This is a genomic window from Rhizobium sp. LARHSG275, from assembly GCF_052871115.1.
The window spans coordinates 165501-178976 of record NZ_JBIXJN010000015.1; the positions used below are offsets into that span (position 1 = coordinate 165501).

Here is a 13476-nt window from a genome sequence, read left to right on the forward strand (position 1 = left end):
ACGGTCTTCAGGAAACACCATGCGAACAGATACCGGCCAGGTCATTCATCTGGCAGATTACCGTCCCACCGACTTCGTGCTGGAACGCGTGGACCTCACTTTTGAACTCGACCCGACAGAGACCAAGGTCGAGGCGCGCCTGATCTTTCATCGTCGCCCGGGCGCCGATCCGGCGGCGCCGATCGTTCTCGACGGCGACGAACTGACGCTGTCGGGGCTGCTGTTAGACCAGGTGGAGCTGGACCCTTCGCGTTACGATGCAACACCGGAAAGCCTGACGGTGCGCGACCTGCCGGAGAGCGCGCCCTTCGAGTTGACGATCACCACGATTATCAACCCCGAGGCCAATACCGAACTGATGGGCCTTTACCGCACCAGTGGCATCTACTGCACGCAGTGCGAGGCGGAGGGTTTCCGCCGCATCACCTATTTCCCGGACCGGCCCGACGTGCTTGCGCCCTTCACGGTCAACATCATCGCCGACAAAGACGCCAACCCGCTGCTTTTGTCGAACGGCAACTTCCTCGGCGGCGCCGGCTACGGCCCCGGCAAGCATTTCGCCGCCTGGTTCGACCCACATCCGAAGCCGAGCTACCTCTTCGCGCTCGTCGCCGGCGATCTCGGCGTCGTCGAAGACACGTTCACGACCATGTCCGGCCGCGAGGTGGTCCTGAAAATCTATGTCGAGCACGGCAAGGAACCGCGCGCAGCCTATGCCATGGACGCGCTGAAACGCTCGATGAAATGGGACGAAGAGAGGTTTGGACGCGAATACGATCTCGATATTTTCATGATCGTCGCCGTCTCCGACTTCAACATGGGCGCAATGGAGAACAAGGGCCTCAACGTCTTCAATGACAAATACGTCCTAGCCGATCCGGAAATCGCGACCGATGCCGACTATGCCAATATCGAAGCGATCATCGCGCATGAATATTTCCACAACTGGACCGGCAACCGCATCACCTGCCGCGACTGGTTCCAGCTGTGCCTCAAGGAAGGCCTGACGGTCTATCGCGACCACGAATTCTCTTCCGACCAGCGCTCGCGCCCGGTCAAGCGCATCGCCGAAGTGCGCCACCTGAAATCGGAGCAGTTCCCGGAGGACGGCGGCCCGCTCGCCCATCCGGTGCGGCCGACGACATATCGCGAGATCAATAATTTCTACACGACGACCGTCTACGAAAAGGGCAGCGAAGTCACGCGCATGATCGCGACGCTGCTCGGCAAGGACGGCTTCAAGAAAGGCATGGACCTCTATTTCGACCGCCATGACGGTCAGGCCGTGACGATCGAGGATTTCGTCAAATGCTTTGAGGATGCAAGCGGACGCGACCTCTCGCAATTTTCGCTCTGGTACCATCAGGCCGGCACGCCGCTCGTCACCGCATCGGGCAGCTATGATGCGGCGGCCGACAGCTTCACACTGTCGCTCGAACAGATGATCCCGGCAACGCCCGGCCAGCCGAGCAAGGAGCCGATGCATATTCCGCTCAGCCTCGCGCTGTTTGGCGAAAACGGCGGCAAGATCGAACCGACTTCGGTTGAGGGCGCGGAATATGCCGGCGGGGTGCTGCATCTCACCGGCCGCACGCAGACGGCCGTGTTCCATGGCATCGGCTCGCGGCCGATCGTTTCGATCAACCGCAGCTTCTCGGCGCCGATCAACCTGCATTTCGATCAGAGCCCGGCCGATCTTGCCCATCTCGCCCGCCATGAGACCGATCATTTTGCCCGCTGGCAGGCGCTGACCGATCTGGCGCTGCCGAACCTCTTGAAAGCGGCACGCGACGCTCGCGAGGGCAAGCCAGTCGTCTGCGAGGCGACCTTCATCGAGACGCTGATCACGGCCGCCGACGACGACAACCTCGAGCCTGCCTTCCGTGCCCAGGCGCTGGCTCTGCCGAGCGAATCCGATATCGCCCGCGAACTTGGCAGCAACAACGATCCCGATGCTATCCATGCCGGCCGGCAGGCGATCCTGAAACAGATTGCCGATGCCGGAAAGGACGTCTTTGCCGGCCTCTACGCCGCGATGACGACATCAGGCGATTTCAGCCCGGACGCAAAAAGTGCCGGCCTGCGGGCGCTGCGCAATAGCGCCCTCACCTACCTCTCGCATGCCGAACAGACGCCGGCGCGCGCCAAGGCCGCCTTCGATGCGGCCAACAACATGACCGATCTCAGCCATGCGCTGACGATCCTCGCCCATCGCTTTCCCGACAGCGCGGAGACGAGCGAGGCGCTGGCAAGCTTCCGCGACCGCTTCGCGGAGAACGCGCTCGTCATCGACAAATGGTTCGCGATCCAGGCCGGCATTCCGGGCGCCAAAACCCTGGAACGGATTCGCGCCCTGATGGATAATCCGCTCTTCAAGCGGACCAATCCGAACCGGATGCGGGCGCTGGTCGGCACCTTCGCCTTTGCCAACCCGACCGGCTTCGGCCGCGCCGACGGCGAAGGCTATCGCTTCCTCGCCGGTCAGATTCTCGATATCGACGAGCGCAACCCGCAGCTCGCCGCCCGCCTTCTCACCTCGATGCGCTCGTGGCGGTCGCTCGAACCCGTGCGTGCCGATCACGCCCGCTCGGCGCTGATCGAGATCGAGCGGGCCGCCGATCTTTCGACCGACGTGCGCGATATCGTCGAGCGCACGCTTAAGGCGTAATTTGATTCGACCGGCCGTCTCGAAAAATTCGGCGGCCGGTCGCCCAGCGCCCCGAATCATCTGGAAAAACCCGAAATTATAAATAGTTAACGGATTTTTACCTTTGCCTCTGGACAAGGCGAATCACCCATGATTCTCTAGGTCAGGTTCGAGCGAGCGGCGCGCGAATCACATGAGGACAAGGCGAAGAGATGATGGACGTGCGGCGGGCAACCGTGGCCGGAGGACGGCTGCGTGTCGATTTTGGCGGGTTGAAAGCCTGGCGCGACAGCCTTTCCGGCCATGCGACATCGGAACCACTTCTGCGTTATCTGCCGAAGGCCGAGCTGGTCTTGAAGCGGGCCATTCCGGCACTGATCGTCGCCTTCCTCTCCGTTGTCGCCGCCTCGCATTTTTTCGGCATGATGAGCGAATACGGGCGTCTGGAGGCCTCGGCGCGCCATGCCACTGCACTTTCGGCGGCGACCGCCTCTGCGGTGTTTGCCGATACGACCGATGTTTTCGACAGCGGCGACATCACCGAGGTGCAGGCCCGTCTCGCCAAATACCTGCCGCAGGACCGGCTGGACAGCGGCGCTTTCGTGCTGCTCGTGCAGGCAAGCGGCAAGGTTTTTGCGGCGACCACCGCCGGGCTTTCGCATGTTGGCAGCAATGTCGGTGATTTCTTCCCCGAGGTCTCGGCGATCCGGCGCTTCGGCGATCGCGCCGGTGTCATCGAAACGACGATCGGCGGCGTGCCGCACTATGCCGAGATCACGCTGATGGGCAATGCCGGCGGTTTTATCGTCGCCGCCACCTCGCTTGACGAGGTCGGCCGGCTCTGGCGCGAGGAACTGGCGCTCAACGTGACGCTGTTTGCCGGTATCTCCTCGATCCTGCTGGTCATCCTCTATGCCTATTACACACAGGTAAAGCGCGCCCGCGATGCCGACGACATCTTCGTGGAATCGAACCTGCGCGTCGAGACGGCGCTGTCGCGCGGCCGCTGCGGCCTCTGGGATTTCGATTTCGAAACCCGCGAATTCTTCTGGTCGCGCTCGATGTACGACATGCTCGGCCTGCCGGGTTCGGACAAGACGATGGGCTTCGGCGAAGCCGCCCGGCTGATGCATCCCGATGACGGCGGGCTCTACGAGATCGCGCGCGCCATCGGCAAGGGCGCTTCCGGCCAGGTCGATCAGATCTTCCGCATGCGCCATGCCGGCGGCCACTATGTCTGGATGCGGGCGCGTGCCCAGGTGATCCGCAGCAATTCCGGCCGTATGCACCTGATCGGCATCGCCATGGACGTGACCGAACAGCATCGGCTCGCCCAGCGCTACGCAGAAGCCGACCAGCGCCTGGCCGACGCGATCGAATGCACCTCGGAAGCCTTCGTGCTCTGGGACAAGAACGATCGCCTCGTCATGTGCAACACGCATTTCCAGCAGGCTTATGGCCTGCCGGACAGCGTGCTTGTGCCCGGCACCGAGCGCTCGACCGTCAATGCGGCCGCCGCCCGTCCTGTCATCGAGCGGCGGATTTCCGATGCCGACGGCTCCGGCTATTCGCGTACGACGGAGGTGCAGCTTGCCGACGAGCGCTGGCTGCAGATCAACGAACGGCGCACCCGCGACGGCGGCAAAGTCTCGGTCGGAACAGACATCACGCTGATGAAACGTCATCAGGAGCGGCTGCGCGAATCCGAACGCCGGCTGATGGCGACAATCGGCGATCTTTCCGCCTCGCGCCAGACGCTGGAGATCCAGAAATCCGAGCTGTCGACGGCCAACGCCAACTACCAGGCGGAGAAGGAACGCGCCGAGGCTGCCAACAAGGCGAAATCGGAATTCCTCGCCAACATGTCGCATGAGCTGCGCACGCCGCTCAACGCCATCCTCGGCTTCTCGGAAATTCTGCAGAACCAGATGTTCGGGCCGCTCGGCTCGCTGAAATACGACGAATATGCCCGCGATATCCATGACAGCGGCAAACATCTGCTCAATGTCATCAACGACATTCTCGACATGTCGAAGATCGAAGCCGGCCATGTCAGGCTGCATTGCGAGCGTATCGATCTCGTACCGCTGATCGAGGAAAGCCTGCGCTTCACCGCCATGCCCGCGGCTGAAAAGAACATCGTCATCGAACAGCGCATCTGCTCGGGCCTGACGTTGATGGCCGATCGCCGGGCGATGAAACAGGTGCTGCTCAACCTGCTCTCCAATGCGGTGAAGTTCACCGACAATGGCGGCCGCGTCGCAGTGCGCACGCGCCGCGTGGACGGCGCCGTGGTCGTCACCATCGCCGACACCGGCATCGGCATTCCACGCTCGGCGCTGTCGAAAATCGGCCAGCCCTTCGAGCAGGTGCAGAGCCAATATGCGAAGAGCAAGGGCGGCTCCGGCCTCGGGCTCGCTATCTCCCGCTCGCTGACCTTGCTGCATGGCGGCCGCATGAAGATCCGCTCACGCGAAGCGGTCGGCACCGTGATCTCGCTGCGCATTCCCGACGATATCTAGAGCCGACCCCTCTTCAGCCTGCCGATGTGGCGGTGAAAACCGCCAATTGAGCGGCGAAAGCACGCTTGTATGCCGGCCGCGACTCGCCGCGGGAGACATAGGCGGCGAGGTTCGGATATTCTTCCAATATGCCAGATCCCTTCAACCTGAGCAGCACCGACACCATCAGCAGGTCACCGGCACTGAACGCACCATCGAGCCAGTCGGCATCGCCAAGGCGGCGGGAGAGGCCGATCAGCCGCTTGCGGATGCTGTCCTCGAGGGCAGAAAGGCGCTGGTCGTACCATGGCTTGTCGCGATCGAGGATCATGACGAGAGCGCGGTCGAAGATCGGTGTTTCCACCGTGTTGAGCGCGGCAAACATCCATGTGAGCGCGCGCGCCCGGGCATTCGCATCGTCCGGCAGCAGGCCCGCATAGCGCTCGCCGATATGGAAGACGATGGCGCCGGACTCGAACAGTGCGAGATCGCCTTCTTCATAGGTCGGAATCTGCCCGAAAGGCTGCAGCGCCAGATGCGCGGGCTCCTTCATCTCTTTGAATGAGACAAGACGAACCTCGTAAGGCTGGCCCACTTCTTCGAGCGCCCAGCGAACGCGCATGTCGCGCGCCAGACCCCTGCCGCGATCGGGCGACCGTTCAAAAGCGGTAATGGTAATCGTCATTGGTGTTCTCCATCGCTTGCCTATCCTGAAGACGATTGGCTAAGCGAGATTCCGACAGGCGATGCTCGCGATAATCCTCGCGATCGTTCCGCCTGGTGTGAGATCAGGCTTTCACGACATTCAAGAATATTTTCCGAACCGCTTTCGACAGCCGCTTTACCTCCCCTTCCAGCGTCTTGATATCAGGGCAGTCGCCGGCGCGGCAGACGAGTTCGACGAGGCCCGCCGGCGCATCCTTCGGATCGAACAGGCCGTCGATGGAGAGGCGGATCAGTTGCGAAAGGCCGGTATAAAGCGTGAAGGCCTCCAGGCATAAGTCGAGATCGACGGTTGCCATCAGCCGGTCGCCAAGCACCTTCAGGGCCTCGCCGGTGCTCATCCCATTGACGGCAATGCCGACGCCTCTGGTCGGCGCGATCAGCGCCAGGTATTGTGCGATGAATTCGAGATCGATGACGCCGCCGGGGATCAGCTTCAGGTCCCACGGGCCGGATGGCGGCTTTTCCTTGTCGATCAGTTCGCGCATTTCGGCGACGTCGTGCGCCACCTTGGCAATATCGCGATCGGCCGACAGCACCTCCCGGACGATCAGTTCCGCCTCGGCGACCAGGCTCTCATTGCCGCAGATCAGCCGGGCGCGGCTGAGCGCCATATGTTCCCAGGTCCATGCCTCTTCGCGCTGATACTTGCCGAAGGCATTGATGCGGGTGGCGACCGGCCCCTTGTTGCCGGATGGGCGCAGCCGCATGTCGACCTCATAGAGCACACCTTCGGCGGTCGGCGCCGACAAGGCGGCCATCAGCCTCTGGGTGATGCGGGTGAAGTAACGCGTCGCATCGAGCGGCTTCGGCCCATCGGATTCGGAGGCCGCGTCGTCATAATCATAGAGCAGGATCAGATCGATGTCGGAACCGGCCGTCAGCTCGAAATTGCCGAGCTTGCCCATGCCGGCGACCGCGATGCGCCCGCCGGGATAATCGCCGTGTGCTGCCCGCATCTCGCTCACCACGGCATCGAGTGCTGCTGCAATGACGAGGTCGGCGAGATGCGTGAAGGCGCGTGCGGCCATCACGCCCTTGATCGCACCGGTGAGCAGGCGGATGCCGATCAGGAAGCGCTGCTCGGCGGCGAAGATGCGCAGCCGGTCGAGCACTTCTTCATAGTGGCGCGCCTGGGCAAGCGAACCCTTCAGCCGTTCGCCGAGATAATCACGCGTCGGCAGCTCGGCCATCAGGCCGGGATCGAGCATGCCGTCGAAGACATGCGGCTTGGCGGCGATCACCTCGGCAAGCCGGGGTGCCGAGGACATGATGTTGACGATCAGCGACAGCAGCGCCGGATTGCTGCCGAGCAGCGAGAAGAGCTGGATGCCGGAGGGAAGGCCGGAGATGAAACTGTCGAAGCGCAGCAGTGCCTCGTCGGCGCGCTTGCTTTCGCCGAAGACCCGCAAGAGTTCAGGCGCCAGCTCCGTCAGCCTTTCACGCGCCTCGACCGATTGCGTCGCCCGGTAGCGGCCGTAGTGCCAGGTGCGAATGATGCGGGAAATGTCGGACGGCCTGGTAAAACCGAGCCTCTTCAGCGTCTCCAGCGTATCCGGGTCGTCGCCCTGGCCGGTGAAGACGAGGTTGCCGGTGTCGGTGGAAAGCCTGCTCTCCTGTTCGAAGAGGTGAGCATAACGCCGCTCGACCGTCTTCAGCACGCCGACCAGTCGTTCGGAGAAGCTCGGCGTATCGGAAAAGCCCATCATGAAGGCGATGCGTTTCAGGTCGGCATCGGTCTCCGGCAACAGGTGGGTCTGCTCGTCGCGCACCATCTGGATGCGATGCTCGACATCGCGCAGGAACCAATAGGCCTCCGTCAATTCGTCACGGGTCTCCGCGTCGATCCATTTCGCCTTGGTGAGTTCACCGAGCGTTTCCTCCGTCGCCCGGCCGCGCAAGGCCGGCATGCGGCCGCCGGCGATCAGCTGCTGGGTCTGGACGAAGAATTCGATCTCGCGGATGCCGCCGCGGCCGAGCTTGACATTATGACCCTTGACCGCGATGGCACCGTGGCCCTTATGCGCATGGATCTGCCGCTTGATCGAATGGATATCGGCAATCGCCGCGTAGTCGAGATATTTGCGGAAGACGAAAGGGGCAAGGCCGCGCAGGAAATCGCCGCCCGCGGTCAAGTCGCCGGCAACGGCGCGCGCCTTGATGAAGGCCGCCCGCTCCCAGTTCTGACCCCTGCCCTCGTAATAGATCATCGCCGCATCGACCGGAATCGCCAGCGGCGTCGAACCGGGATCGGGGCGCAATCGGAGATCGGTGCGGAAGACGTAGCCGTCGGCTGTCCGCTCCTGCAGGATGCGCACCAGCCGGCGCATCATCCTCGGGAAGACCTCGATCGCGTCATCCGGGTCGGGCACGATACCGGCCTCCTCGTCGAAGACGACGACGAGGTCGATATCGGAGGAATAGTTGAGTTCGGATGCGCCGAGTTTGCCCATGCCGAGCACGATCAGCCCGGAGCCGTCGCTCGGTGCTGCCGGATCCCGCAGCCGCAGCTTTCCACCCTCATGCGCCGCCAGCAGCAGATGGTCGATGGCGGCGGCAACCGAAGCTTCGGCAAGCTCGCTCAGCCAGGCCGTCGTCGCCCGGCCGTCGAAGATGCGCGCGAGATCGGCGAGTGCGACGAGGAAAGCCACCTTGCGCTTGATGATGCGCAGCCTGCTCATCACCACCGATTCCGAAGGCGCCGCCCCCTCGCCGTCCCGTTGCCAGCAGCGCCGCGCCTCGGCGACCAGCGCCTCGATCTGCGGCTCCAGCGGTTCGGTGATGGCGCCGGCGAGGATGGCGGGGTCGAGATTGACGATTTCGCGCAGATAAGGCGACAGCGTCAGCACGGCCGCAATGAAATCGCGAAGCGGGCTCTCCGTCTTCAGCATCGCAGCCACTGACGGCTCACTCCTGCCGGCCTCCTGAAGGTCGGCCAGCGCCAGCTTCAACTCCGTCTGGTTCAGCGGACGCAGCAGCCCTTCGGCGACATCCTTCAGGCCATGCGTCGATTTCGTCAGCATGCGCTCTCCCTGCTTTAGCGCCTCAGGAAACGGTCCCGCAGAATCGCGGGAACATCTCCTTCGACCGGCATTAAACTAGGGTCTTGGCGGAAAACCGCCAATACGCGATTCAGCCGATCATCGGCATCGAGTCATCAGGCAGCCTTGGCGGGGAAGATCATGCTGACGGTCAATCCACGCTGTTCGGGCTTATCAGGATCGGTATCGGAGAGTTCCAACCGGCCATTGTGCAACTCCATCACCGCTTCCACCAGCGAAAGCCCGAGCCCCGTCCCCGGCTTCGACCGGCTTTCATCGAGGCGGACGAAGCGCTTCACCACGTCGTCTCGCCGGTCGGCGGGAACGCCCGGTCCGTGATCGGCCACGGAAAGGCAGATGCCGTCCGGGCGGCGGGAAAGTTTCAGCGACACTTTGCCCGCGCCTTCGGTATCAGAGGAATATTTGATGGCATTGTCGAGCAGATTGAAGATCGCCTGGCCGATCAGCTCGCGATTGCCCTGCACTTCGACATCCGGCTCGATGCTGGAGCTCAAGCCAAGCCCCGCCTCCTCCGCCGCCGGTTCGTAAAGCTCGGCGCTATCGGAGACGATGGCCGAAAGCTCCACCGGCGTCATCTCGGCGGCGACCGATCCGGCCTCGACGCGGGAGATCATCAACAGCGCGTTGAAGGTGCGGATCAGTTGGTCCGATTCGGAAATAATGCCTTCGAGCGCGGTGCGCCGCGTCTCGCCGTCGGAGATATCGAGCGCATCGGCTGCCTTGTTGCGCAGCCGCGTCAGCGGCGTCTTGAGATCATGCGCGATGTTGTCGGAAACCTGCCGCAGGCCCTCGTCCAGCTTCTCGATGCGCTCCAGCATGGTATTCAAAGACATCGACAAGCGGTCGAATTCATCGCCCGATCCGCCCACCGGCAGGCGTTGCGACAGGTCGCCGGCCATGATCTTCTTGCTGGCATCCGACATGCGGTCGATGCGTTTCAGCGCGTTGCGGCCGATGGCGAACCAGATGATGATGGCGCCAAGTCCCATGATCGCCAAAGCCACCATCAGTGCCTGGCGCACCAGCAGACGGAAACGCTCGGGGTCGCCGAGATCGCGGCCGATCAGGATTCTCAGGCCGTTGTCGAGCACGAAAATATTGGCGATCGCCCTGTGGCGGCGCTCGATGCCGCTGTCGGTATAACGCTGATAGATGAAGGGCGCGGAGGTCCAGCCGACCTCCTCGAAGACACCCGGCTGCACTGAGGCGACGTTGCCGGCGAGAATATCGCCCGAGGGGCCGGCAATGATGTAGAGGTTGGCGCCGGGCTGGCGGGCACGCCGCTCCATGGTGCGCAGCAGGAGGTTCATGCCGCCGGTGTCATAGGCCCGTTGCACCTGCTCCACCTCTTGCCTGACGGCGTCGCGGATCTGGCCCGTCAGCAACCGTTCCGACATGGCCGTCACATAGAAGACGAGCGTCGCCGCGCAGATGGCGAAAAGCAGGATATAGAGTGCCGAAAGGCGGACTGCGGTGGACTTGAAGAGAACCCTGAAACGGCTCATCCCTCATCCTTGATCATATACCCCGCGCCGCGAATGGTCTTCAGGAGCGGCTGGCTGTAGTCCTTTTCGATCTTCGAGCGCAGGCGCGAGACATGAACGTCGATGACGTTGGTCTGCGGGTCGAAGTGATAGTCCCAGACGTTTTCGAGCAGCATGGTGCGGGTCACCACCTGGCCGGCATTCTTCATCAGATATTCGAGCAGGCGGAATTCGCGCGGCTGCAGCGGGATCTCCTTGCCGCCGCGGCGCACCTCGTGGGATAGCCGGTCGAGCTCGAGATCGCCGACGCGATAGACGACATCCTGATCCGGCGTGCCCTTGCGGCGGCCGAGCACCTCGACGCGCGCCAGCAACTCGCTGAAGGCATAAGGCTTCGGCAGGTAGTCGTCGCCGCCGGCACGAAGACCAGTCACGCGGTCATCGACCTGGCCGAGCGCGGAGAGGATGAGGACCGGCGTATGGATGGCCTTGCGGCGCAACTCGCTGATGACCGAAAGCCCGTCGCGGCGCGGCAGCATGCGGTCGATGACGATGACGTCATAGGTATTTTCCGACCCCATGAACAGGCCGCTCTCGCCGTCGCTGGCGTGATCGGCAACGATGCCCGCTTCGCGAAAGGCTTTGGTGAGGTAGACCGCGGCTTCGAGATCATCTTCGATGATGAGAATCTTCATGCGGCCGACATTACCCACCGGCTGCGTTTCGGCAAGGCTCAAAGCATCTTCCTGGGGAGCGGCGGTCATGGGGATCATCCTTCAAAGATCAGAAGAATCGAGCCGCGCGGAGTTTCGTCCGCACGGCTCCAAGCTATCTTAGGGATCAGCCCTGTCCGTTGATCGGAAGCGCGACGAAACGGCTTCCTTCACTGGACTGGATCTGGAAGAGCGCCCGAGTGCGGCCGTCCTTCTTGGCCTGGTTCAGTGCCTTGACGACATCGTCGGGGGTGGAGACTTCCTGGTTGTTGACCGAGGTGATCTTCTCGCCTTCCTTGATGCCCTTGTCGGCAGCCTCGGAGTCTGGGTCGATGCCGGTTATCGCCAGGCCCTTGCCGTCGTCGGAAGGACCGACCGTCAGGCCGAGATCGGCAAGCGCCTTCTCGGAAGCCGGTGCCTCAGGCTGCTGTGGCTGGTTGTTGTCATCGGCAGACGCATCCTTCTGGTCGGCCGGCAGCGTGCCGAGTTCGACGGTGAGAGGCTGGGCCTTGCCGGCGCGCCAGACTGAAAGCTCGACCTTGCTGCCCGGCTGCATCGCGCCGATGCGGCGGCTGAGATCGCGGGCATCCTTGATCGTTTCACCGTTCAGCGCGGTGACGACGTCGCCGGCCTTCATGCCGGCCTTCTCACCCGGCGATCCGGCCTGTGGGGCGACGACAAGGGCGCCGCTCGGCTCGGAAAGGCCGATGGATTCGGCGATGTCCTTGGTTACCGGCTGGATCTGGACACCGAGCCAGCCGCGCGAGACCTGGCCGTCCTTCATCAGATCGGCGACGACGTCCTTGGCGGTCGAGGCGGGAATGGCGAAGGCGATGCCGACGCTGCCGCCCGACGGTGAGAAGATCGCGGTGTTGATGCCGACGACTTCGCCGCTGAGGTTGAAGGTCGGGCCGCCAGAGTTGCCGCGGTTCACGGCGGCATCCACCTGCAGGTAATCGTCATAGGGACCGGAGCCGATATCGCGGCCGCGGGCCGAGATAATGCCTGCCGTGACCGTGCCGCCGAGGCCGAAGGGGTTGCCGACGGCGACGACCCAGTCGCCGACGCGGACGTTATTGTCGTTGGCCCAGTTGACGTAGGTGAACTTCTTGCCCTTGCCGTCAACCTTCAGCACGGCGAGGTCGGTGCGCGGATCCTTGCCGATCAGCTTGGCATCGAGCTCGGTGCCGTCATTCATGACCGCGACGAAGGCTTGGCCATCGGAAACGACGTGGTTATTGGTGACGATGTAACCATCCTCGGAGATGAAGAAGCCGGAGCCCTGGGCGACGGGGCGGAGGCGACCCTTGCCGCCCGGACCGTTCGGGCCGCCATTCGGTCCGTTCTGGCCGAAGCGCCGTTGATGACCCTGCTGATCATTCGGATCCTGGCCGAACTGCTTGAAAAACCGCTTCAGCGGATGATCGTCGGGAAGGTCATCGAAGCCGCGACCGTTGAAATCGAAGGAGAAGCCTTCATTGTTGTCAGCGACGGGATTGACGCGGTTTTCGACCCGGACGGAAACGACGGCCGGCGAAACGGCATCGACGACATTGGCGAAGCTCGGAACGGCAGGCGCCTGAACCTTGACAGCTTCGGCATAGGACCGGGTGATTTCGAGCGGAACGCCGGTTGCGAGCACAGCGGCTGCGACACCGGCAACGGTAGAAGCCTTGAGCACAGTGGCGAGGGACGGACGTCCGTTGAAATTCTTGAGCATTGGAGCACCTTCTCTTGTTCTTGGATCTTCAGACCGGCGACGCCGGATCAGTCGATGACTGAAGATATAGAACGCCGCACCTTACTGCGAACTGTCCGGCCAATGAAAAGTTCGTAATGTTTGTCTACGGCAAACTCATATGGATTTCACCCGCAACAGCTTCTCGTCAGGGATCCTGCGCTGCGCGCCCGCCTTTTCGCTGCCGCCGGTCATGATGGAGGATTAGCGGCTAACCGTTTACTTTTTCAGAAGCTCGCTCAGCTTCGCCTGTTCATCGGCCGTCAGCTTGCTGCCGGTCGGTTTGCCGGCCCTGTTGCGGGCAAAGACCAGCAGTGACAGCCCGCCGGCAAGGATCAGCAGCAGCGGTGCCCCCCAGAGCAGCCCCGTCTTCAGGCTGACACGCGGTTTCAGCAGCACGAATTCGCCGTAGCGCGAGACGATGTAGTTCAGCACCGCCTCGTCGCTGTCGCCATCGGTGATGCGCTCGCGCACCAGCAGCCGCAGGTCCTTGGCCAGATCGGCGTTGGAATCGTCGATCGACTGGTTCTGGCAGACCATGCAGCGCAGCTCGGCCGAGAGAGCGCGAGCGCGGGCTTCCAAAGCTGGATCGGCCAGCACCTCGTCGG

General features: G+C 62.9%; 8 protein-coding genes. 2 read left to right on the forward strand and 6 right to left on the reverse strand.

The annotated features are described in order from the left end of the window. Positions 1-19 precede the first annotated feature (19 nt). Positions 20-2668, forward strand: coding sequence for an aminopeptidase N (pepN, locus tag ACIPSK_RS21370; protein WP_162118966.1), 2649 nt, complete (start codon positions 20-22; stop codon positions 2666-2668). Between the two features lie 191 nt (positions 2669-2859). Next, a complete protein-coding gene (locus ACIPSK_RS21375; RefSeq protein WP_162118965.1) occupies positions 2860-5169 on the forward strand; it encodes a PAS domain-containing sensor histidine kinase in 2310 nt (769 codons plus the stop codon). A gap of 13 nt (positions 5170-5182) precedes the next feature. Here the strand turns inward: ACIPSK_RS21375 and ACIPSK_RS21380 are convergent, their stop codons facing one another. From ACIPSK_RS21380 to ACIPSK_RS21405, 6 genes are all read right to left on the reverse strand, one after another. Continuing rightward, a complete protein-coding gene (locus ACIPSK_RS21380) occupies positions 5183-5833 on the reverse strand; it encodes a glutathione S-transferase family protein (RefSeq protein ID WP_162118964.1) in 651 nt (216 codons plus the stop codon). Positions 5834-5936: 103 nt separating this feature from the next. Beyond that, a complete protein-coding gene (locus ACIPSK_RS21385) occupies positions 5937-8894 on the reverse strand; it encodes a bifunctional [glutamine synthetase] adenylyltransferase/[glutamine synthetase]-adenylyl-L-tyrosine phosphorylase (protein ID WP_162118963.1) in 2958 nt (985 codons plus the stop codon). A gap of 134 nt (positions 8895-9028) precedes the next feature. Further along, a complete protein-coding gene (locus ACIPSK_RS21390) occupies positions 9029-10438 on the reverse strand; it encodes a sensor histidine kinase (RefSeq protein ID WP_017963596.1) in 1410 nt (469 codons plus the stop codon). Beyond that, positions 10435-11181 (reverse strand): response regulator transcription factor, encoded by a 747-nt coding sequence (locus ACIPSK_RS21395; RefSeq protein WP_017963595.1) that lies wholly within the window; start codon positions 11179-11181, stop codon positions 10435-10437. Before ACIPSK_RS21395 ends, ACIPSK_RS21390 begins: the two co-directional genes overlap by 4 nt. A gap of 76 nt (positions 11182-11257) precedes the next feature. Beyond that, complete coding sequence (locus tag ACIPSK_RS21400) at positions 11258-12850, reverse strand: Do family serine endopeptidase (protein WP_162118962.1); 1593 nt, start codon at positions 12848-12850, stop codon at positions 11258-11260. 237 nt (positions 12851-13087) lie between these two features. Next, positions 13088-13476: cytochrome c-type biogenesis protein (locus ACIPSK_RS21405; RefSeq protein WP_446532965.1), on the reverse strand; the 389-nt coding region annotated here is incomplete at its 5' end.

Coding starts and splice junctions, on each gene's coding strand:
- pepN (WP_162118966.1), top strand. CDS start 20: ATGCGAACAGATACCGGCCAGGTCATTCATCTGGCAGATTACCGTCCC.
- ACIPSK_RS21375 (WP_162118965.1), top strand. CDS start 2,860: ATGATGGACGTGCGGCGGGCAACCGTGGCCGGAGGACGGCTGCGTGTC.
- ACIPSK_RS21380 (WP_162118964.1), bottom strand. CDS start 5,833: ATGACGATTACCATTACCGCTTTTGAACGGTCGCCCGATCGCGGCAGG.
- ACIPSK_RS21385 (WP_162118963.1), bottom strand. CDS start 8,894: ATGCTGACGAAATCGACGCATGGCCTGAAGGATGTCGCCGAAGGGCTG.
- ACIPSK_RS21390 (WP_017963596.1), bottom strand. CDS start 10,438: ATGAGCCGTTTCAGGGTTCTCTTCAAGTCCACCGCAGTCCGCCTTTCG.
- ACIPSK_RS21395 (WP_017963595.1), bottom strand. CDS start 11,181: ATGACCGCCGCTCCCCAGGAAGATGCTTTGAGCCTTGCCGAAACGCAG.
- ACIPSK_RS21400 (WP_162118962.1), bottom strand. CDS start 12,850: ATGCTCAAGAATTTCAACGGACGTCCGTCCCTCGCCACTGTGCTCAAG.